Raw genomic sequence first — 23,120 nt, forward strand, 5'->3', positions numbered from 1 at the left:
CGATATGGAAGGGACCGTTTGCCAGTCATGATTAGATTGGCAAACGGTCCCTCTATGTATATTGCTACTCGTGTGCGGGCGTCACTCGCCCCACACATCCTTGGCGATGGACTGTACGAGCGCGATCTTAGCCCACTGCTGTTCCTCGGTGAGCTTGTTGCCTTCCTCAGTGGAGGCGAAACCGCACTGGGTGGACAGGCACAGACGGTCGAGCGGCACATACTGGGCCGCTTCGGCAATGCGGTCCTTGATCGTTTCCGGATCTTCAAGTTCCGGCTTTTTGGAGGTAATCAGGCCGAGCACGACCTGCTTGTCGCCGGAAACCTTGGCGAGCGGTTCGAAGTCACCGGAACGGTCGTCATCGAACTCCAAGTAGTAGGCGGCGACGTTTTCCTTGCCGAAAAGCACGTCGGCCACAGTGGAGTATCCGCCGGCGGAAGCCCACGTGGAGTGGTAATTGCCACGGCAGTCGTGCGTGGTGATTACCAGATCCTCCGGCAGATCCTCGATGGCGGCATTGTTCATGGCGGCATACTGTTCCTGCATGGCGGCGAACTCGTCGGCGGTGTAATGCTGGTTGAAGTTCGGATCACAGAACATGCCCCACGTGCAGTCGTCCAGCTGAACGTTGCGGCAACCGGCCTCATACAGCGCCATGATCAGACCATGGAAGGCCTTGGCGGTGTCATCGGCAAGCTCGTCGTAATCCTTCTGGGTGTCGCCGTAGAACTCGTGCACGGAAGCGATGTTTTCCGGGCGGAACAGCTCCGCATACAGCTGTGCCGGGGCCGGAACGGTCTGGCGTGAGACGACAGTGTCGTCTTCGAACTGCTTGATGAACTTGAAATGCTCGATGAACGGGTGATTCTGATCGAACGCGATCTTGCCAGTCAGGCGTGCGGATTCGGCGCGGGTCTCCTCATCGTGGAAGAAATAGCCTTTGTCCATCGACACCTTTTCCACGCCGGCGAAGCCCCACATACAGTCGAGATGCCACCAGCCACGACGGAACTCACCGTCGGTGATGACATGCAGGCCGGCAGCCTTCTGCTTGGCGACCAGTTCGATAATGGCCTTATCTTCCACGGCCTTGAGGGCGGCCTTGTCAATCTTGCCTGCTGCGAAATCGGCGCGGGCCTTCTTGAGCTCTGCCGGACGTAGGTATGAGCCGACCACGTCGGCGCGGAACGGCGCGTTCTGGGAATACGTCATTGGATGCTCCTTTTGCTGACAGTTAAAAATACCTAACGAAGATTAGTCAGTTTCCCGAAGCAATGCATCAAAAAGACGAGAATGTGAGACGGGACGTTATAGTGTTCTCCATCAAATCAAAGCAAGAGGTTATATGTATGGGCGGCATCAAACGGAATGAGGCAAACGGGCCAGACGAATCGACGGTACGGGGCAAAACGAAAAAGCCGAAAACCTTAGGCAAGTATCTGCTGGTTTCCGCAACGCAAACCATTGTGGAATTCGGATCGTTCATCCTATTGCATCTGCTACCGTGCCGTCTTCTGTCGCGAACGGCGTGGCCATCACGCTATCGGCTTCGTATAACTTTCTGATGAACCGCAATGTCACGTTCAAATCGTCCAGCAATTTCGGACGCAGTGTGGCATTGTTCATTCTGCTGTGGATTTGGAATTACTTGTTTGGTTCCACCATGCTGGCATGGCTGCCTTCCGCATTCGGATGGAACGCGGTGTTGGTGAAGTTCATGACCATGGCATGCCAGTTCGCATGGGGATATCCGCTGTGCAAGAAAGTGATTTTCCGCTGAATCTGCGAACGTATCAATCCCAATGGCACCCTATGGCAACGCCCTATGTATGATTGAACATGTCTTGTATTAACCCCAGAAAGAAATGGAAAGGCAATGAACGAATCGCAAGATTCCAACGACAGTAGCGCGAACAATACGAACGACATTCGTCAACAAGAGGCAGAGCATCAAGGAGCGGCCGTAAAAGCGGCACTTGGAGCCAATATCGGCGTGGCCATCGCCAAACTCGCCGCGGCGTTCTTCACCGGATCGTCCGCAATGCTTTCCGAATCGGTGCATTCCATCGCCGACTGCTCCAACGAAATCGTGCTCATGGCAGGCGGGCGTTTCTCCAAGCACAAAACGGACGGTGATCACCCGTTCGGCCTGTATCGCGCCAAATATCTCGCCTCGTTCGTAGTGGCGACGCTACTGTTCTTCGTCGGCGGTTTCTTCTCCACTTCCGAGGCGGTGAAGAAACTGTTCGCCATTGCCGAAAATCCCGCTTTGCGTGACGTCAACCAGATGGAACTGCTGGTGGCGTTCATCGTGGTGGTTATCAGCGCTTGTCTGGAAGGCTACGGCCTGCATCAAAGCATCAAAGAAGCCAACGAGCGTATGGAGCGCACGGGTGTGGCCCATATGGGTGTGTTCCGTTTCTGGAGACGCACCAAGTCGGCGGAGCTCGCGTCCGTCATCATGGAAGATACGCTTGCTCTGATCGGTTTGGCATTCGCAGGGGCGGGCATCGGTCTTGCGATTTTGCTCGATAATGAGATATTTGATGCGCTCGGCGGTTTGATGGTTGGTCTTGTGTTGATTACTGGATCGCTGCTGCTGATGTTCAAATCGGGTTCGTTGCTGATTGGCGAGGCCGTCGATTCGGATACTCGAAAGAAGATTGAGCAGGCCGTTATTTCGACGTCTGGTGTGGAGCGGTTGCTGAATATGCAGACCGTGCACATGTCCGAAGACGATATTTTGTTGTGCGTCAAAGTGCAGACCAGCAAGCTCGACCGCGATTACGACGTTGAGACCGTGAACAAGATCGAACGAAGCGTGCGTGCCGCACTGCCATGGTTCCGTTTCGAAATCTACGTAGAGCCCGACCTTTACCGCACCGACCACAAAATCGTTTCGTAGCGGCGTGCAATGCGCCTACGGTCATGAACCGTAGAGGGCGAAACGACGATACGGGCTTTTCATGAGGAGCTGGCATTCCGACGAATTCGGAGTGCCAGCTCCTCCTTTTCGCACGCTTTCTTATTAGGTGTCTCCTTGAGCTTGTGCGCACGTATCTTCTCCGGCATCCGATCCGTGGCCTGTCGTTGGGCTCCTCGGCGACCGTGAACGTACCGATTCCTCCACCGACTGGAGGAATCTGCCCGCTGTCGGCTGCAGCTGCATGGTCGGCACATGCGAGAACAATCGGTGGCATGACTGAAGCTGCACATGATGATTACCAGTTGCCCGAAGGATTCGAGCATTGTTCGAAACTTGACCCTGTACGCGATGCACCTAGCGCGTTAGACCGTGTCAAGCAAGTCGTACGCATTCTGCACGAACCAGGCGGATGCCCTTGGGACGGCGAACAAACCAATACAAGCCTGCTTAAACCACTGTTGGAAGAAACCTACGAATACATCGACGCCGTGGAAACGAACGATCGAGACAATATGCGCGAGGAGCTCGGCGACATGCTGCTACAATCCGTCTTCCAAGCGCAAGTATGTGCCGTGGATGCGCAGGATCCGTTCAATATCGATGAAGTGTGCAATCGTCTCGTCAACAAGCTCATCACCCGCCATCCGCACGTCTTCCAAACAGACGATGCTGCCGACGATTCCGTACCGGCACCGGAAAGCGCACAAGATACGCTGAAACTGTGGGAAGCGATGAAGCAGAAAGAGAAGCATCGCAAGTCCGTGCTCGAAGGCATCTCCCACGCACAAGGCGCACTGCCACGTGCCACGAAAATCGTATCGAGAGTGCACAAATCGCAGTATCGTGACCAGCTCGAAACCGCATTCAATCCAAACGCAGAACGGACGGGCGAACAGCATGATGTCAGTCATCCTTATGCCGACGAAATCATCGCCATCATACGCAAGGCGCAACGCGACGGCGTGGACGTGGAATCCGACCTGCGTTGCCGTTTACGCGGCATAGAATCCGAAATCAAACACATCGAAAGGACCATGAACCATGAGTGATGTCAAAGCACTCGACCCAGCGCTGCTCAAACAGTATTCCGTGGACTTCAACGCTGACCGAGCCAATCTGGTGGCCGCCAATGCGGCAGTATCGTCCGGCGTACTTGCCGCAGCTACCGACTACAAGGGCGAGCGCGTACTGCAGAATGATTTCTCCATTGAACTGAAGCAGGGGAGTATCACCAATCAGCGTAGTTCGGGACGTTGTTGGATGTTTGCGGCGCTTAATACGTTGCGTTATGAGTTGATGCATCGTTGGAATTTGGAGGACTTCGAGTTTTCGGAAACCTACCTGTTTTTCTGGGATGCGATGGAGAAGTCGAACACGTATTTGGAGAATGTGCTTGCCACGTTGGATGAGCCGTTGGATAGTCGTGTGTTCGAGGCGATTAATTATGGTCCGGCCGATGATGGTGGTTGGTGGCAGATGTTCGCCGATTTGGTGAACAAGTATGGTTTGGTGCCGAAGAGCGCTTATCCGGAGTCGGCTAATTCGAGAAATTCGGATGCGTTCAAGCAGTATTTGAATACGAAGCTGCGTGAGTTCGCATCCGATTTGCGTGACCGTCATACGGCTGGAACGTCGTTGGATGAATTGCGTGCGTTGAAGAATGAGGATATGGCCACGGTGTATCGCATGTGCGCGATCGCGTTGGGGGAGCCTCCGGAGCGTTTTGATTTTCTTGCGCGTATGAGCGATGACAAGGATGATGCCAAGAAGAAAACCGCGGGGGATGGTTCGTCTGAAAAGGCTGCGAAGACCGGTAAGGATGAGCGTCCGCAGATTCGTGAGTTCGGCATCACTCCGATGGAGTTTTACAAGAAGTACGTGCCGGTGGACGTGAACGATCTGGTTACGTTGTGCAATGTGCCGGTGGAAAGCCGTCCGTTTGGCAAGCGGTATCGTATTCGTTTTTCGGCCAATGTGGCTGAGGCGGGTGATATGGAGTTCGTGAACGTGCCTCTTGACGTGTTCAAGAAGGCTGCCGTGGATCAGATCAGTGGTGGTCATCCGATTTGGTTCGCTTGTGATTGCATGCAGTTTTCGCTGCGTGGCGATGGCTTCTTTGATTGCGATACCGTGCGCGTTGACCAGCTTTTCGGTACGGAATTCACGTTCGACAAGGCTAGGGGGTTGGAGTATGGCGATTGCCCAAGCAATCATGCCATGACTTTGACCGGCGTGAATTTAGATGAGGATGGTCGCCCGAATCGTTGGAAGGTGGAGAACAGTTGGGGTAAGGATAATGGTCAGGATGGCTATTATGTGGCGTCCGATGCTTGGTTCGACCGTTATGTTACCGAACTGATCATTCGCAAAGAGTATCTTGACGAGGCCACGCGCGAAATACTGGCCGATCAGCCGGTTGAGCTTGAACCTTGGGAGCCGCTCACCAATCGAAGCCGATGAAGGCTTGTGCACAGGTCGCGTCCCTCTGGCCTGTTCCGCGCGTTGCCTTCGCAAGAGGAGCGCGGAGGCTAGGGGATGCGTGGCGAAATCCGAAAATGATTCAGACGATTGGCATGGCGACTTCCAGACAAACAAATCGGCTCAAGCCGACAATTGGCAATCAACATGCGATTCATGAGTCGGGACCGCTTGCAAGCCATGGATTGTTCGCAGGTCCCAAGGCAAGTTTGTGGATCGTCGAATACTTGTGAAGCGCATGCGAAAAGAAAATGCCGGACGTTTCTCGCGTCCGGCATTTTCAATCCCAATAAAACTCGAATTACTCGGTTTACTCTTCGGCGACCAGTTCCAGATAGGAGTCGTTCCATAGGTCTTCGTCGCCGTCAGGCATGAGCAGCACACGTTCAGGGTTCAATGCCTGCACCGCACCCTCATCGTGGGTGACGAGCACAATGGCGCCTTCATACTTGGCGATGGCCTTGAGGATCTCATCGCGTGAAGCCGGATCAAGATTGTTGGTCGGTTCGTCAAGCAGCAGCACGTTCGCACGGCTCGTCACCAATGTCGCCAACGCCAAGCGGGTCTTTTCACCACCGGAAAGCACACGGGCCGGTTTCAACGCATCATCGCCCGAAAACAGGAACGAGCCAAGAATCGAACGCGCCTGCGTATCGTTCAGTTCCGGGGCCACGTGAATGAGGTTTTCGAGCACCGTGGCGTTCAAATCAAGCGTGTCATGTTCCTGTGCAAAATAGCCGATCTTACAGCCGTGACCGTAATCCACGGAACCGGTGTCCGGCTCTTCCAAATGCGCGAGCAGACGAAGGGTGGTGGTCTTACCAGCACCGTTGTATCCCAAAATCACCACACGCGAACCCTTATCAATGGCCAAGTTCACGCCGGCGAACACGATGTTCGAACCATACGCTTTCGAAACGTCCTTCGCCATGATCGGCGTGCGACCGCACGGAGCCGGCTCCGGGAACCGAATATCCGCCACTTTCTCCTGCTTTTGTGCCTCGGATGTGTTCTCGAGAAGTTTCTCCGCACGACGCATCATGTTCTGCGCGGCCACGGCCTTGGTTGCCTTCGCATGCAAGCGGATACCCTGCTGCATGAGGCGTTCCGCCTTCTTCTCTGCCACTTCACGTTCGCGACGGCGACGCTCCTCGTCCACAGCACGCTGGTGCAGGTAGGCTTTCCAACCGAGGGAATACATGTCGATCTGGCCGAGCTGCGCGTCCAGATGCCAGACCTTGTTGACCACTTCGTCGAGCAGTTCGGTGGAGTGGGAGATGACTAGGAATCCACCCTCGTATTTCTTCAGGTAGCCGCGCAACCATTCGATGGAGTCGGCGTCCAAATGGTTGGTCGGCTCGTCGAGGATCAGCGTGTCCGCGTCGGAGAACAGGATGCGGGCCAGTTCGATACGACGACGCTGGCCGCCGGAAAGCGTGCCCAATTGCTGGCCCATGACCTCCTGCGGCAGACCGAGGCTTGCGGCCATCGCGGTCGCCTCGGATTGCGCCGCATAGCCGCCGGCCTTTTCGAAATCCTGCATGGCCTTGTCGTAACGGTTCATCGCGCGGGTCATGACGTCCGGATCCGGATCGGTCATCTCCTTTTCGGCCTTGCGGATACGACTGATGATCGATGCGATGTCTCGCGCGCTCATCATGCGGTCGAGCGCGGTCTGTTCCGGATCGGCGGCATGCGTGTCCTGTGGCAGATAGCCGAGCTTGCCCGATACACGCACTTTGCCGGCGGTGGGCAGCATGTCGCCGGTGATCACGCGGGTGAGCGTGGTCTTGCCGGCACCGTTACGTCCGACCAGACCGATCTTGTCGCCCTTGGCGACGTGGAAATTCGTGGGATGCAGCAACGTGCGCGCGCCGATCTGAATCTCAAGCTCCTGCGCTTCAATTGCCATGCCTCAACACCTCTGCACTTTCGTTACTGTCGTTCCAAACTGGCCGTGCCGCACATAACGGCCTGCCCATCGTTTTCATAAAGCCAAACGCCAATCGAACATCATACCGAACGCCCGCAACCATAAATGACCGGAACGTTCATCATGCCTCTTCCATCATGAAAAACAAGACCATAATGGGCATAGTAAGGTCAGTCATGGTGGATTTATCGACCAGGAAAGGGGCGATGATGGAGAAAGGGCTGTTCAATAAGCGTGTTTATGAGGTGGTACGGCGCATTCCAAAGGGCAAAGTCGCCACCTATGGGCAGGTTGCGGTTTTGGCTGGAGCGCCGCGCAACGCGCGTTTCGTCGGCTATGCCCTGCATTCGAACCCTGAACCGGGCGTGATTCCGTGTCATCGTGTGGTGTTTCGAGACGGTTCGTTGGCACCCGGATTCGCGTTCGGCGGTCCGGAAAGACAGCGGCTTCTGCTCGAAGAGGAAGGCGTTGCCTTCATGCTCCCGAAAGGCATGTCCGAACTCAGCGAGTCGGGCGAGATGAAAGACTCGAACGCCGGGGCTTCCGGACTGCGCGTCGATCTCGCCCGTTGCCAGTGGGACGCCTAGTCGCCTTCGATCCGCGTCAACAGCTTACGTTCGGCTTTTCCCAACGCCATCTGCCTTATCCGCCGCGGTTGGATAATGGGTGCCTGCCATAATGCGAAGAGCGATGGGGCGCAGATGGCGGAACGGCGAGGCATTCGGCAGCAGGACGCACTGGGGGGGGCGAAGTCGGTCGGGACGCCGGCTGCATCGTTGGCGCCGGCTCCTCGGACCATGACGCAATATCGGCTTTATCGTTGGAAAATAGCGCGACACGCCGTAATTTGCAGAGTCGGCATGCTTCATGTATATTTTCTACTCGTTGCCCACCACGGTGGAAAACACTTGCGGACATAGCTTAGTTGGTAAAGCGCAACCTTGCCAAGGTTGAGACCGCGGGTTCGAGTCCCGTTGTCCGCTCCATCAAAAAGCTTCCGAAAGGAAGCTTTTTTCATATCCCGGTAAAGACCGCGGGATTGCAGAACCAAGTATCCGGCCAACGGATCGCGCGTCCCGAATCCGAGCCGGATCCTTCTTCGCTGAAAAAACGTTTGACCACAATGTGAACGTTCTCTTGAAAAGGGACAATCCATGCGGGAGACTTGGAGCGGTTCCGCTAAACAGGCAACGATGCCGGGGAAGAGCGGAACGGACGGAGGTAAAACAAATGAATGAGAACAGCGACATTATTTTCGTGCCGGACGATTCCGCCAGCCACGAGTGGACGGAACGGGACAGCGAACTAGTGGAGGAGTACGCGGCCCAGCTCATGAGCATGAGCATCTAGCCTGAGACTGGACGGAGGTAGGTTTCCCTCTTTCGTAGACATGGAAAAGACGTCGCATTCGTACTGTAAATGCGGCGTCTTTTTCATGTTTTCGTTTACAATGAAGACTTGCGTCAAGGCATCGGAACACGTGGAAAGGCGTATTGTTGGCTGAAATCAGACGGGAGATGGAGCGACTCCGACCCGTATACGAAACCGGCGTGCTACGGTTGCTGCTGCGCGCCAATTCCATGCTGTATGTCGCACTGTTGCGATCCACGTTCGACCCGTTGACCGGTGAACTGCCGCGCGAAATCGTAGAAGAGCGGTTCGTACGCAGCCTCAACAGGCTTATCGAAACCGGCGGCCACACGTTGAAAGACGGACAAACCGCACGCGACGCCGCACATTCGATCCTGCTTGACCTTACCCGCGAGGGGGAGAGCGACTACGCCTGGCTCGCCAATTCCATGGACGTGGCCTCGCATCGCTACCTGTACCGGCTCACCGCGCGAGCGCACCGCGCCATCGAAGCGCTCGATAGGCTTGAAGACACCACGAAAGCGTTGTCCGGCGCGCAGGCCAACAGCATCATCATGGAAATCGAAAACGCGCGCATGCAGTTGACCGCTGATCCGCGTGAACGCATCCGCCTGCTGAAGAAAGACATCGAGGAACGGCAGAAGGAGATCGACGAACTGGAGCATAGCGAGGCTCTGGAGAAGCTCACGTCCGAACAGGTCGGCGACATCATCGGCGTGATTCACAACACCCTGCGTGGCGTGCCCATCGATCTGCGTGAGCTTGCCCTGTCCGAACGGGACAACGGCGACGCGCTACGCCGGCGCATGCAGGCCGGCGCTCTGAGCGTGGAAAGCATCCTCACCGCATACCATGACGAATATCGACGAGCGTTCCGCGAATCCGACAGCGGACGTCGTTTCGAAGACGCGTTCCAGGTCATCGTCACCGACGAGGGCAGGCGCGAAATCGACGATGCAGTGCGAGACATCGCCAGAAACCCGTATTTGGATGGCGAGCCGAGCGTGCTGCTCAATCAGGTGCGTTCCGAACTCAAACGCATCTACGAGGGTATCGAAGACGTGCGCCGGCAGATCCGCACGTCCGATGAGGCGGTCAGCCGTCTTGTACGCCAGCAGACGGACACCAGCTATCGGACCATGCTCGTCAAACTCAACCAGCTGTTCGCGAAGACCAGCGCCGAAGCCAAAGCCAATCCCAACGATCCGTCACGCCCCTACCATACGGGCGCGGGGCAGGCGCAGTTCCAAGCATTGCCGTCACGGCCGGCCAAGTCAATGGCGCGAGCCATATCGTCCAGTCTGAACGACGCTCCAACGGCGACCGTCGAAGCGCCCGACCTCAAGAACATGGTCGAAATATGCGGGCCGCGTCTGACACGCATGATCAGGCTTATTCGCCGCAATCCGGCGACGACATCGGACGGCATGTTCGTGGATCTTGCGGAAAGCTTCAACCGGCTGCCGAAAAACGAACGGAGGGAAAGCGAACTGGTCGGCTTCCTCAGCGCCCTGCGCACGCAGGACGACTCGTCATACGTGACATGGCGCTGCGTATCGATCGACGGCAGCGAACGCGTATGGCGCACCAAGCCCATTCTCACCACCGAAGCAATGCTCGACGACATCATCGAGGAGAAATAAGCATGACGGACGACATCGAAACCAGCATCGAAGAAGAGACACCGACGGGAAACGAACCGTCGTTCGAAGGATCGGACAGTCCGCAGGCCATGCCCGCGCTGTTCAACGGCGATACCGGCGACATGCCCATCGAGGCTCGCATGGCAGCGATCGCGCTCAAACGCGAACGTTACATCGATGGAAGCCTGTACGACCATGCCTGCGAGCACCGCGATGCTGTGGAACGTTCGCTCAACAACGACATGCTCAGACTGGTCGACAATACGAAATACCACATCATGTACGCGTCGCCGGTCACCGATTCGGAAACAAGCATCCGTTCGTTGAAAACACGCATGAGCCTGACCCGCGAGGAGGCCGCCACGCTTGCCGCGCTTCGCATCAAGGTGTTGGAATACGAGAACCAGAACGCCGAACCGTGCGATTGGCTCATCAGTTTCGACGACATCCGCGCGCTACTCGCCACCGGCGCGGGATTCCTCACCGCCAGCAACGACGAGGAGGGCACGGCGAGGAAGATCACGTCCATCGTCTCGCGCATGCGTACCTATGGGTATCTCGCGCCAGCCGAAGACGACGACATGTACGTTCTCACGCCCCTGGTGCCCATGGTGCTTGACAGGAATCTTGCCGACCAGTGGCTCGGATCCGGAACCGCGGACGGGAGCGTATCCGCCGACGACAACGACATTGCCGGTACGGACGACAGGATGACGGCCGGTATGGAACAAGACGCATTCGATTTCAACATCGACGACGACCGTTTCGATGAGGAGGAGCACTGATGGCAGACGGCATGAAGATCGTTTCCGACAGGTGGATGCTGCAAAGTCGGCAGATCGTCAACTGGGGCTCATATGGAGGCTGGCATGAATTCCACCCATCCATGGACGACACCATGCCTGTGACGCTGCTCGCCGGCGCCAGCGAATCAGGCAAATCCACTCTCGTCGACGCGCAGATCTCGCTGCTTTACCCATCCGGAACCCCCTACAATAAGGCGTCGAATTCCGGTCGTTCGGAACGTAACGACTACACCTATCTGCGTGGCATGATCGGCGTGAGCGACAGTGAGAACGGCGAAACGCCGATCTTCCTGCGTGGCAGGGATGCGGACGGCGTTCCGCAGAACATTTGGGGAGCGATCGTCGACACATACGTGAACAAAACCGACGGAGGCCTGCTTTCCTGCGGCAAATTCCTCTATCTGAGCGCCGGAGACGGGCAGGACGGCCTGCGCCGCCGGTATGTCACGTGGAATCGAACCATCGACCCACGGCTCATGGACCAGTACCGCGACACGCCATTCACCCGGTCCATGTTCGAAAAAACCTATCCGGAATGCACCACGCATGCCAACGCCGCGGCTTTCCACGCCTCCGTCTGGCAAGACATGGGATTGAGCGCCGACGCCTGCCGTCTCCTGCATAAAATCCAATCGGCGGACGCACCCTCGAAACTCGACGACATTTTCAAACAGGGCGTGCTCGACATACCGGAATCCATCCCTCTCGCCCGCGAAACCGTCAACGACTACAACCGGTTCAGCGAGAACTTCCGCAGCATGGAAGACAAAATGGCCCGCGTCGCCATCCTGCAGAACATTCAGACACGTTACGGCGAATACGCGAAGCAAATCAGCGAACGACGCGAATACGAGCTCATCAATCCTGACAGCGAGCATGGCGGCGAGACGCTGTCCGTATGGGCGTGCTCGCGCATGGCCGGCGAAGTGCGCGCGGGGCTGCCGGCCATGCAACGCAAGGTCAGGGAATCGCAGGAGGCCATCGACCGGGCGAAACAACGCGTCGGCGAGCTCAACACGCGAGTCGACGCCATTAAGGAACGCATCCGCGGCATCGACGGCGGCAGCCTGCAGCAGCTCGGCAAAGATCTGCAACGCGTGCGCCAGGACATTGACGAGGCGCGCAGGCAACGACATGCCATAGCCGAACGATTCGAACAGGTCGAATACAGGCTTCCCGATAGCGAGCAGGCATGGGACGCCAAACGCGCCATACTTGCCGAAACGTTCGACGCGTATGAGGAACGACTGCGGGATGCGAACGTCAAATTCCGACAATTGGTGGGGGAGCGTCACGACCGGCAGCGCGACCGTGACATCCTACGACGGGACTACCAGCGCAAGCTCGCGCACAAAACACGCATCAGCGACGATATGGACGACGCGCGCACGCTCATCATGCGGGCGACCGGACTGGACGCGTCTGAACTGCCGTATGTGGCCGAACTGATGGACGTGAACGAACAGAATGAACAGTGGCGCTTGGCAATGAACGTCGCCTACGCGCCCATCGCGCAAACCATTCTCGTCGACAAACGCCACGAACAAGGATTCGCGGCGAAGATCAGCGCCATCGACCCGAACCTCATGACGCGCCGCACCTGGCGGTTCGTCGATACCGGCATGCGATACGATTCCTCCAGCAGTGAGGGCTGGATGTCGTCGAAACTGCAGTATCGGGAGGATTCGCCGTTCGTCGGATGGCTGAAAACGCAGACGACGTCACCGCACTTCGACGCGCGTTGCGTTCATGCCATCGACGATTCGAACCGCAGTGAACGACAGGTGCAGGCCGACGGTCAGATCAAATCCGGCGACCGTGGATTCCACGGCAGCAAAGGACTGCACCAAGTCATCGGCTTCATGAACGAACAATACTTGGCCGAACTGAAAAACCAGCTCGACAAGGCCGAACGGGCACTGAACGACGCCGACCGTCAAATCGAACACATGTCCAACGCCATCAGCCTGCTGCAAGACGAGCATGAGCTCGCGCGAATCATAGCCGACATGCCATGGAACAAAATCGACGTGGACGGACTGCAGGAACAGGAAACACGAATCCGCAAGCAGATCGAACGCATCGAAGGCAACCCGGAACTCGGCCAACTGCAAGCCGAGCTGAAACAGCTCAGCCAACAAGCCACCGCCGAAAACAAAAACCAGTATCAAGCCGAAAACGACCTTGACAACGCCCAACACGCCGTCCAAGCCGAACAATCATGGCTCGACGCCCATGGCAACACCGATTTCGATGACTCCACACTATCCAGCATGGTGTCGAACCTACTCGCCGACGCATACGACAGCTGCTTCGGCGCATCCGTGCACGCGCAAGACCGGCCGAAACTCATCGCAGGCCTCTTCGACCATGAAAACGAAACACCATTCCACACGCGCGTGCTACGCAACATATCACGCATCGCACGCACACGAATCCAAGAAATCAACGCCAGAGCCAACCAACTGCGCGCTGACACGGAACGCATCATGGACGACTACCTCAAAAACCACTCCACAGACGACAACACCGTCATGGCAAGCGTGGAAGACTACCGATACTTCCTCGACGAACTCGACGAACTCAACATGCTCGTCACCCGCGCAGCAACCGACGAAGAATACTCCAACAGCGTCAAAAAACTCTACATGAGCTTCCAACAGCTCAACCGCGCGCTACGCACCGACGAAGAAAACATCAAAGAACAGCTCAACCGCATCAACAGTATGCTCAAAGAGCAACAATTCGGCCCACGAGGCGGCAGACTATCACTCGACGTGACCTTCAGCCCCACCGACCGCCAATTCGAAACCTCCCTCAGCCGCATCCTGTCAAAACTCGAAGACTGGACACGCAACGCAACCAACAACCCCACAGAAACACGCAAAGCATTCAACAACTGCGAAACATTCATCAACAGACTGAACAACGAACTCGAAAAAATACACGACGCCAACGGCATCAAAGAATACGGCGCACGCAACCTCGACCCACGCGTACGCAGCTCATTCTACGCAATCGTGCACCACAACAACGCCCCCGACGAACGCATCAGCTCCACCGGAGGAAAATCCGGCGGAGCCCTGCAAGAACTCACCTCATTCGTCTACGGTGCAGCCCTCATCTACCTACTCGGCGGAGACCTCACCGCACACCCCACCTACACCACGCTCTTCCTCGACGAAGCACTCATCAAAGCCGACGGCCGCTACACCAAACGCGCGCTCACCGTACTGCCACGACTCGGCTTCCAAATCATCGTCTCCGCCCCGGAAAGCAAAACCGCGGAAATCCTCAACGTCTCCAACAGAGCATACGTGGCATACAAGGACCCAACCACCGGCAACTCATACCTGCAGGAACTCGACAGCGCGACCATCGCGCAAAACGAAACGCAACCCACCACCAATGAAAAACAACACACCACAAATAGAACACCCGTTCGAAATCACAATAAAAAATAAGGTATCCTAAACAACCAGAACCCAAAACACCCACAGCGGAGGCAAGCCGTGACAACCAAACACAACAACACAACAAACGGCGAAACCATAATCGAACGCATACTCACCAGCGACGCATTCCTCACAAAAGAAATCAAAAAGGCCCCCCTCAAACAAAAAAACGGATCACTCACAGCCGACCTCAAACACCTACCCAACGACCTCAAAATCATCATCCAGGGCGCTCGTGAGCATAATCTGAAGAACGTGGACCTTGAGTTTCCACGCAATCGCATGGTGGTGTTCACAGGGTTGTCTGGCTCCGGCAAATCCTCGCTTGCGTTCGACACGCTGTTCGCCGAAGGCCAACGCAGGTATGTGGAGTCGCTGTCGGCGTACGCGAGGCAGTTCCTGGGGCAGATGGACAAGCCGGATGTCGATTTCATCGAAGGCTTGAGCCCGGCCGTGTCGATTGATCAGAAGACCACGAATCGTAATCCGCGTTCGACGGTCGGTACGATTACGGAGATTTACGATTACCTGCGACTGCTGTTCGCGCGTACGGGCGTTCCACATTGCCCGGAATGCGGCGCGTTGGTAAGTGCGCAGACGCCACAGCAAATGGTGGATGCGCTGCTGCAGTATCCGGAACGTACACGATTCCAGATACTCGCGCCGGTCGTTCGCGGGCGTAAAGGAGAGTTCGAGGACTTACTTGATCTGTTACGAGGCGACGGCTACGCGCGTGTGCTGATCGACGGCGAGAAGAAGCAGCTGTCTGACGATATCAAACTTGTCAAGCAGAAGAAGCACACCATCGAAGTGGTGGTGGACCGACTGGTGGTCAAAGACGGCATTCGTCAGCGTTTGACCGATTCCATTGAAACCGCGTTGAGACTCGCCAAGGGTATCGTTGTAGCTGATTTTGTGGATTTGGATGAGAAGGATCCCGGCCGCCGCAAGCCGTTTTCCGAGAAACGAGCATGTCCGAACGGCCATCAGCTTGAGCTTGACGAGATCGAGCCTCGTACATTCTCATTCAATGCGCCGTACGGCGCCTGCCCCGTGTGTACCGGCATCGGATACAAGCTGGAGATTGATCCGGAACTGGTGATTCCCGATCCCAGCAAAACCCTGAATGAGAATGCCATCGAACCGTGGGGCATGACCAAGGGCACTGGCGAATATTACCGTCATGTGCTTGAGGGGCTCGGCGATGAGATGGGATTCGATCTTGACACTCCTTGGAAAGATCTTCCGGAGGAGGCTCGTCAGGCCATCATGTATGGGCGCGATTTCAAGGTTCAAGTCTCATATCGTAATCGTTGGGGTCGCATGCGCGAATACTCCACCGGTTTTGAAGGTGTAGTGCGCACACTGATGCGCAGGCACGACGAGACCGATTCCGACCAGATGAAACAGTACTACGAATCGTACATGCGCGAAGTGCCATGCCAGGCATGCCAGGGACGTAGACTTCGCCCTGAGGTATTGGCAGTGACCGTTGGCGGCGAGTCCATCGCCGACGTGTGTGACATGTCCGCCGAGAAAAGCCTCGCATGGGCGAATGGCTTGCAACTTGAAGGATCGGCCGCCCAAATCGCAGGCGAAGTTCTGAAGGAGATTCGTGCCCGCCTTGGATTCCTCAACGACGTCGGACTCAACTACCTGACGTTGTCCCGTGCGGCCAAGACCTTGTCTGGCGGCGAGGCACAGCGTATCCGTTTGGCGACGCAGATCGGTTCCGGACTGGTGGGCGTGATGTATGTACTTGACGAACCGTCCATCGGCTTGCATCAGCGAGACAACGAACGCCTGATCACCACGTTGCATCACCTACGCGATCTCGGCAATACGCTGATTGTCGTGGAGCATGATGAGGACACCATCAAGAATGCCGACTGGGTCATCGACATCGGACCGGGAGCTGGCGAGCATGGTGGCGAGGTCATCTATTCTGGCCCCGCAAAAAAGCTCATTGACGCTCCACGCTCGGTTACAGGAGACTATATCGCCGGTCGTAGAAAGATCGAAGTGCCACAGTCCCGACGCAAAGTACGCAAAACCAAACAACTGCGCGTGGTCGGAGCCCGTGAAAACAATCTGAAGGATCTGACGGTTAATTTCCCACTGGGAGTCTTCACCTGCGTGACGGGTGTTTCCGGTTCCGGCAAGTCCACCTTGGTCAATCAGATTCTGTATCCGGTGCTTGCCGACAAACTTAACGGCGCACGCATCGTGCCCGGCAAGCATACCCGGGTGGAAGGCGTGGACCAGTGCGACAAAGTGATCCACGTCGATCAGAACCCGATTGGGCGTACCCCTCGTTCCAATCCGGCCACCTATACCGGAGTATGGGACAAAATCCGCACGTTGTTTGCTAAGACTCCCGAAGCTCAGGTACGCGGATATGGTCCAGGACGTTTTTCGTTCAATGTCAAGGGCGGACGGTGCGAAGCCTGCCACGGCGACGGCACGCTGAAAATCGAAATGAACTTCCTGCCGGACGTGTACGTGGACTGCGAGGAATGCCATGGCAAACGTTACAATCGCGAAACGCTGGAAGTGAAATACAACGGCAAATCCGTTGCCGATGTGCTTGACATGCCAATCGAAGAGGCTGCCCAGTTCTTCAAGGCCTATCCTTCCATTTCTCGCTATCTCGACACGCTCGTTCAGGTGGGCCTGGGATATATTCGACTCGGACAGCCAGCTCCAACGCTTTCCGGAGGCGAATCGCAGCGAGTGAAACTTGCCACGGAATTGCAACGAAGGTCTACGGGTAAAACCGTATATATTCTTGATGAACCTACCACAGGCTTACATTTTGAAGATGTGCGCAAACTACTGCTTGTCCTGCAGGGATTGGTAGACAAAGGCAATACCGTCATCGTTATTGAACACAATCTCGATGTGGTCAAATCGGCTGACTGGCTTATTGATCTTGGCCCAGAGGGCGGAGATGGAGGCGGCACTATCGTTACTGAAGGCACGCCGGAACAGGTGGCGCAGTGCGAGCGGTCCTGGACCGGCAAATTCCTTAAGGACATGCTGTGAGCACACCCATTGAACGTCACAGTCCGGAAGTTTGGCGCAAAACCGCCGAGCAGATGAACGTTGACAGCAGCGATACCGTAAGGAGTGCCCTTTCTGACGGAAATGCGCCTTCCTGCGGAAGAGTTAACAAGAATGGCGCGCCTCTGCTGGGGGATTCGCGCGACCTGTTTCGTCCGAAAACATCCGATATTCCGGCACAGCCGGGCGTCTATAAGTGGCGAGACGGCGAAGGCAGGGTCATTTATGTGGGCAAGGCCAAAAACCTGCGCAACCGTTTGACCAACTACTTCCAGCCGTTGTATCAGCTGCATCCGCGTACCCAGACCATGGTGCTTACGGCACGCAGCCTGGAATGGACGGTCGTAGGTACCGAACTTGAGTCATTGACATTGGAATACACGTGGATCAAAGAGTTTGATCCACGATTCAACGTCGTGTTCCGAGACGACAAAACCTACCCGTATTTGGCGATTTCATCCTCAGAGCGCGTGCCGAGGGTGTGGGTGACCAGAAGCCGCAAACGTCGTGATACCAGATATTTCGGCCCCTATGCCAAGGTATGGGATTTGCGGCATAGTCTTGATCGTCTGCTGAAAACCTTCCCCGTGCGCACCTGTTCGCAAAACGTCTATCACAAGGCGGAAGTTACCCGGCGCCCATGCCTGTTGGCTTCGATCGGCAAGTGTTCGGCACCTTGTGTCGGGCGCATCAGTGCAGCGGAACACCGGAAAATGTGCGAGCAGCTCGTCGGCGTGCTGACCGGTCGCATCGGCAAATCGTATATCGCACAGCTCACTCGCGAAATGAAAGAAGCAAGTGCTGAACTTGAGTTTGAAAAGGCAGCACGATTGCGTGATCAAATCCAAATGCTGTCCACGGTGGTCGAGCAGAATGCCGTAGTGTTCGATTCCGATGTCGATGCCGACTTTTTCGGCGTCGAATCGGATGAGCTGGAAGCATCCGTGCATGCGTTTTACGTGCGTGCCGGTTCCATTCGCGGAGAACGCAATTGGAGCGTGGAACGGGTTGAGGATGTGACAGACGAGGAGCTGATCTCCGACCTCATCGTACAAGTGTATTCGGAAACCGCGGGGGATACATCCAATGTCCCCCAGTCAACCGTCGTCACCGAACAACGTAATGCCATCGGATCAACGCAAACCGTGACTGCGACCAATGCTTTGGCGCGCGCACAGGCAACACGAGAACGCAATGAACGTCAGGGGCAGACTGGTCGTGCGGATTTGCTCGCTCCTATCTCTCCGGTGCCGCGTGAGGTGATCGTTCCCATCGAGCCAGCCCGGCGTGAGGAGTTGGAATCGTGGCTCAGCGGACTGCGCGGCGGTGCCGTGAGCATTCGTGTGGTCAGCAGGGGAGACAAAAAGCAACTCCTGGACCGTGCCAACGACAATGCCAAGCAGGCGATGCAGCGCAGCAAAATGAGCCGTATCAGCGATATGGGCGCCCGCACTACGGCCATGAATGATGTCGCCAAGGCGCTTGGGCTTGAACAGGCGCCGTTACGTATCGAATGCTACGACATTTCCAATACCGTTGGTGGCGCGTTCCAGGTCGCTTCCATGGTAGTGTTCGAGGATGCGATCGCCAAGAAGTCGGAATATCGTCGTTTCGCCATTCGCGGCGCGGACGGGCAAGGCGCGCTTGACGATTTGAGCGCATTGTATGAGACGCTGACACGTCGATTCCGGCATGGCAATATCGCAGGCGATTCCGGCGAAAGCATGGACAACGAACGACGAGCATCCGAACAGGGCGAACAGGGCGAACAGGGCGAACAGGGCGAGGAGCCGTCGGTGCAGCAGAACGTCAACCGTCATCATTTCGCCTATAAGCCGAATCTCGTGGTAGTTGACGGTGGCAAACCGCAGGTCATGGCGGCAGCGAAAGCACTTGAGGATTGCGGCGTGGATGATGTGGCCGTCTGTGGATTGGCGAAACGTTTGGAAGAGGTATGGGTTCCGGACGACGATTATCCAATCATCCTCAAACGTCAGTCCGAAGGCATGTATCTACTGCAACGTGTTCGTGACGAGTCGCATCGTTTCGCCATTACCTACCATCGCCAGACACGAAGGAAAGGTGCATTGCGTTCCGCATTGGACGATATTCCCGGCGTCGGAGAGGCGTATCAGAAGCGTCTGCTGAACCATTTTGGTTCGGTTCGTGCCATGCGAGAGGCGAATGTCGAGGATTTCGAGCAGGTCAAAGGCGTTGGGAAAGCCAAAGCCGAAGCCATTTATCAGGCGTTGCACGCCCATGACGGGCAGCGACCGACGGAAGATGCAGTTTCGTCGAATAGCCCGAAGGATGGAATGAATTAGGATTGAGTAGCGGAAAAAGATAATCGAATTGCTAGCATGATGACGGTGAGTATTAAGGGAGGGAATATGACTGAGGTCAATCATCGGTGCGCGGTTTTGGGCAAGCCGATCGCGCATTCGTTGTCTCCAGTGCTGCACAATGCCGCTTATCAGGCGTTAGGACTTGATGATTGGGTGTACGACAAGCATGCGGTAGGAGAGCCCGATCTTGAAGGTTTTCTCGAATCGCTTGACCCGACTTGGGCTGGTCTCAGTCTGACCATGCCATTGAAGAAAACAATCCAACCGTATGGTACGCCCTGCAATATGTGGGCGAAGGAACTTATGGTAGCCAACACCGCGGTGTTCGATTGGAACGGGACCTGCGTCAACGGCAATCCGAATCTTCCCGCCATCAAGCTGTATAACACGGATGTGCGAGGCATCGAGCTCGCTTTCGAACACTCGTATCAGGCGCGCAGGACGAAACCGAAGACGGACCGTTCGGGAACGGCCGTGATCATCGGCAACGGCAACACGGCGACGTCAGCGTTGGCCGCGTGCGTTGAATCCCCCGCAATCGGACATGTCATCGTCGTAGCTCGCCATCCCGAAAAGAATACCGCTCTCAAACCTCTTGCCGAACGATATTTGCCGTCGGAACGCCCGATAACCATTGTCGGAATGGATCATGCTGTTGAGGCGTTACGCCATGCAGATATGGCGGTAAACACCATCCCTGGTCTGGCTGCGGACAGTATCGCCGAAGCTTTGGAAACGTCAAATGCGAACATGGGTGGAACATTGCTTGATGTCGTGTACGATCCACGTCCTACCAAACTGATGCAAGCTTGGCGTCAAAGGGGAGGAACCGCCATCGGCGGCGAGGAAATGCTATTGTACCAAGCAATGGTGCAGGTTTGCCTGATGACGGGAATCTGGAATAATGATCCGCCGAGTGGCATGATTAATCAGGACCGCACCGCGCGGTTGGAACAAGCCATGCGCATCGCACTTGAGGAGGCTCTGTGATGACACAGGAAGATATCGACGCACAAGCGAATGGCACGCATGCCAGCGCTCCTTCGCCTGCCGAAGGTTTTGAAGTATTGCTAATCACCGGCATGAGTGGTGCGGGGCGATCACATGCGGCCAACAGTATTGAGGATATGGGCTGGTATGTGGTCGATAACATGCCTCCCAAACTGTTGGTGCCGCTGGTCGACATGATGATGACCACCGGATCCAACATCCATAAGCTTGCGGCAGTCGTGGATGTGCGTTCCCGCGATTATTTCGCCGATCTGTCCGCGGTGCTCAGCCATTTGGATGATCTTGGTGTGAAAACACGCATCCTGTTCCTCGACGCCAGCAACGAGGTGTTGATCAAACGATACGAATCCGTACGCAGGCCGCATCCGTTGCAACAGGGCAACCGGCTGATCGACGGCATTCTCGAGGAGCGTGACCTTCTTGAGAATCTCAAGGAGCGTGCGGACATCGTCATTGACACGTCGTCGTTGAGCATCCATCAGCTGTCCACGAAATTATATGAGGCCATGCTTGGATCTGGGCCGACCACGGTTTCCGTACACATCTTCAGTTTCGGTTTCAAATATGGTATTCCCATCGACGCCGATTTTGTCGCCGACGTGAGATTCCTGCCGAACCCATTCTGGGTTCCGGAGTTGCGTTCGCTCACCGGACGAGACAAGGCAGTCAGCGATTACGTGCTTTCCAGCGAAGGTGCCGCCGATTTCCTTGACGCATACGAAAAAGCGATTGCGATTGCGATCGAAGGGTATGCGCAGGAAGACAAGCATTATGTGACGATTGCAATCGGTTGCACCGGAGGACAGCATCGTTCCGTTGCGATGAGCGAGGCCTTGGCCAAGCGCCTGCGTGCGAGGGGGCTATCGGTTTCCGTTTCCGCACGTGAGCTTGATAAGCGGTCAGCGGGAAAATGATCGTATTATGAGAAAATAGTGTCCATATATAAAGAAATCAAGCTGTGATTGTCCAAGATATTCGGTATCACAGTAAGCCGTGGCGGTGCGGAGTGATTCCGCGACTCGCCTGAAATTTAGGGAAGAACAGCAAGGTAGGAGGTTGGCTCTTGGCTCTTCTGGATGACGTCAAAAGCGAGCTGTCCGCAATCGACAATGAATTGCCAATCGCTAAAAAGGCGCAGGCTACGGCAATGATTCGGTTCGGCAATGGTTTGCACTCGGTGGATCACCACATTCTTGTGCAGGTGCAGCTCGACTCCCAAGATGCGGCCACCTGGCTGCAAGACACCATCAAGAACCTGTATGGCCACGAAGCCACGCTCACTCCTGTTTCTAGGCAAACGCCGACCGGTACGGTGCAGCGTTATGTGATCCGCGTGCCGAAGGGCAGTGCGGCACTTGTGCTGCAGACCGGTCTATACAGCCGCTACACGAAGAACATGGTGCTTGGCCTGCCGAGCGATATCGTCAACGGCAAGATCGCGCAGATCAAAGCTGCATGGCGTGGCGCGTTCCTTGCGAACGGCCGCCTGTCCGACCCGGGCAAGGCCAGCTATCTCGAGATCGTATGCCCGAACCATGAGGCCGCTCTGGCGCTGGTTTCCACTGCACGACGCTTGGGCATCACCGCCAAGCCACGTAAGCTGCGCAGCTCCGAGCGCGTGACCCTGCGTGACCCTGATGCCATCGAACGCATGCTCATCCTTATGGGTGCCCCGCGTTCAGCACGCGAATGGACCGGAAAGCGTTCCGACGGCGAAGCGCGAGGCAAGGCGAACCGTTTGGCCAACTTCGACGACGCCAACATGCGCCGCAGCGCCAAGGCGGCCGCGGAAGCATGTGATAAGGTGCATCAGGCATTTGAAATCCTCGGCGACGATATTCCCGATAACCTCAAGTCTGCGGGCCAGCTCCGTCTCGATCATGCGGATGCGTCGTTGGAACAGCTGGGACGTTTGGCCGATCCTCCGATTACCAAGGATGCCATCGCCGGTCGCATTCGCCGACTGCTGCAGCTCGCCGAAAAAACCGAGAAGGCGCGCCGACAGTCGGTCTGATTGAGTTTTTGCACGAAACACCATGCCTGTTTTCGAACAGCATGGTGTTTTTGTTCGTTTGAGCTTGTATTATTC

At 56.1% G+C, this 23,120-nt stretch carries 14 protein-coding genes, 1 tRNA gene and 1 pseudogene; 14 read left to right on the plus strand and 2 right to left on the minus strand.

The genetic code is table 11. The features are described 5' to 3' along the window. Window positions 1-81 precede the first annotated feature (81 nt). The gene (locus CE168_RS07615) at window positions 82-1,212 is read right to left on the minus strand and encodes a 5-methyltetrahydropteroyltriglutamate--homocysteine S-methyltransferase (RefSeq protein WP_099571830.1); all 1,131 of its coding nucleotides are present in this window, start codon (window positions 1,210-1,212) and stop codon (window positions 82-84) included. 137 nt (window positions 1,213-1,349) lie between these two features. On the opposite strand from CE168_RS07615, the pseudogene CE168_RS07620 reads away from it, so the two are divergent. The 4 genes and pseudogenes from CE168_RS07620 (at window position 1,350) to CE168_RS07635 (ending at window position 5,386) form a co-directional block, all read left to right on the plus strand. Then, window positions 1,350-1,780: pseudogene (locus tag CE168_RS07620) on the plus strand (GtrA family protein). Between the two features lie 96 nt (window positions 1,781-1,876). Beyond that, complete coding sequence (locus CE168_RS07625; RefSeq protein WP_099571831.1) at window positions 1,877-2,905, plus strand: cation diffusion facilitator family transporter; 1,029 nt, start codon at window positions 1,877-1,879, stop codon at window positions 2,903-2,905. A 293-nt stretch (window positions 2,906-3,198) separates the two neighbouring features. Beyond that, window positions 3,199-3,975: a MazG nucleotide pyrophosphohydrolase domain-containing protein gene (locus CE168_RS07630; protein WP_099571832.1), complete on the plus strand. Its 777-nt coding sequence runs from the start codon at window positions 3,199-3,201 to the stop codon at window positions 3,973-3,975. Further along, the gene (locus tag CE168_RS07635) at window positions 3,968-5,386 is read left to right on the plus strand and encodes an aminopeptidase C (protein ID WP_099571833.1); all 1,419 of its coding nucleotides are present in this window, start codon (window positions 3,968-3,970) and stop codon (window positions 5,384-5,386) included. The genes CE168_RS07630 and CE168_RS07635 overlap by 8 nt, the downstream gene beginning before the upstream one ends. Window positions 5,387-5,714: 328 nt before the next feature. On the opposite strand, the gene CE168_RS07645 is transcribed toward CE168_RS07635, so the two are convergent. Next, complete coding sequence (locus tag CE168_RS07645; protein WP_099571835.1) at window positions 5,715-7,316, minus strand: ABC-F family ATP-binding cassette domain-containing protein; 1,602 nt, start codon at window positions 7,314-7,316, stop codon at window positions 5,715-5,717. A 230-nt stretch (window positions 7,317-7,546) separates the two neighbouring features. Here CE168_RS07645 and CE168_RS07650 point away from each other — a divergent pair, with 230 nt between their 5' ends. From CE168_RS07650 to whiA, 10 genes are all read left to right on the plus strand, one after another. Continuing rightward, window positions 7,547-7,924 (plus strand): MGMT family protein, encoded by a 378-nt coding sequence (locus CE168_RS07650; protein ID WP_099571911.1) that lies wholly within the window; start codon window positions 7,547-7,549, stop codon window positions 7,922-7,924. Window positions 7,925-8,247: 323 nt separating this feature from the next. Beyond that, window positions 8,248-8,323 (plus strand) — tRNA-Gly (locus tag CE168_RS07655). A 531-nt stretch (window positions 8,324-8,854) separates the two neighbouring features. Next, on the plus strand, window positions 8,855-10,351 hold the full coding sequence (locus tag CE168_RS07660; RefSeq protein ID WP_099571836.1) for a DUF3375 domain-containing protein: 1,497 nt from the start codon (window positions 8,855-8,857) through the stop codon (window positions 10,349-10,351). 89 nt (window positions 10,352-10,440) lie between these two features. Continuing rightward, window positions 10,441-11,136: a DUF4194 domain-containing protein gene (locus tag CE168_RS07665; protein WP_442861948.1), complete on the plus strand. Its 696-nt coding sequence runs from the start codon at window positions 10,441-10,443 to the stop codon at window positions 11,134-11,136. After that, window positions 11,136-14,621 (plus strand): ATP-binding protein, encoded by a 3,486-nt coding sequence (locus CE168_RS07670; protein ID WP_099571838.1) that lies wholly within the window; start codon window positions 11,136-11,138, stop codon window positions 14,619-14,621. The genes CE168_RS07665 and CE168_RS07670 overlap by 1 nt, the downstream gene beginning before the upstream one ends. Window positions 14,622-14,669: 48 nt before the next feature. Further along, entirely contained in the window at window positions 14,670-17,657 is a 2,988-nt protein-coding gene (uvrA, locus tag CE168_RS07675) for an excinuclease ABC subunit UvrA (protein WP_180753756.1), read from the plus strand. A 143-nt stretch (window positions 17,658-17,800) separates the two neighbouring features. After that, a complete protein-coding gene (gene uvrC, locus CE168_RS07680; protein WP_442861949.1) occupies window positions 17,801-19,999 on the plus strand; it encodes an excinuclease ABC subunit UvrC in 2,199 nt (732 codons plus the stop codon). Between the two features lie 66 nt (window positions 20,000-20,065). Next, window positions 20,066-21,010 (plus strand): shikimate dehydrogenase family protein, encoded by a 945-nt coding sequence (locus tag CE168_RS07685; protein ID WP_099571840.1) that lies wholly within the window; start codon window positions 20,066-20,068, stop codon window positions 21,008-21,010. Then, window positions 21,010-21,945, plus strand: coding sequence for an RNase adapter RapZ (gene rapZ, locus CE168_RS07690; protein WP_099571841.1), 936 nt, complete (start codon window positions 21,010-21,012; stop codon window positions 21,943-21,945). The genes CE168_RS07685 and rapZ overlap by 1 nt, the downstream gene beginning before the upstream one ends. A gap of 149 nt (window positions 21,946-22,094) precedes the next feature. Beyond that, the gene (gene whiA / locus CE168_RS07695) at window positions 22,095-23,045 is read left to right on the plus strand and encodes a DNA-binding protein WhiA (RefSeq protein WP_099571842.1); all 951 of its coding nucleotides are present in this window, start codon (window positions 22,095-22,097) and stop codon (window positions 23,043-23,045) included. Window positions 23,046-23,120: the final 75 nt, after the last annotated feature.

It is taken from the genome of Bifidobacterium sp. N5G01 (genome assembly GCF_002742425.1).
Classification (GTDB): domain Bacteria; phylum Actinomycetota; class Actinomycetes; order Actinomycetales; family Bifidobacteriaceae; genus Bifidobacterium; species Bifidobacterium hominis.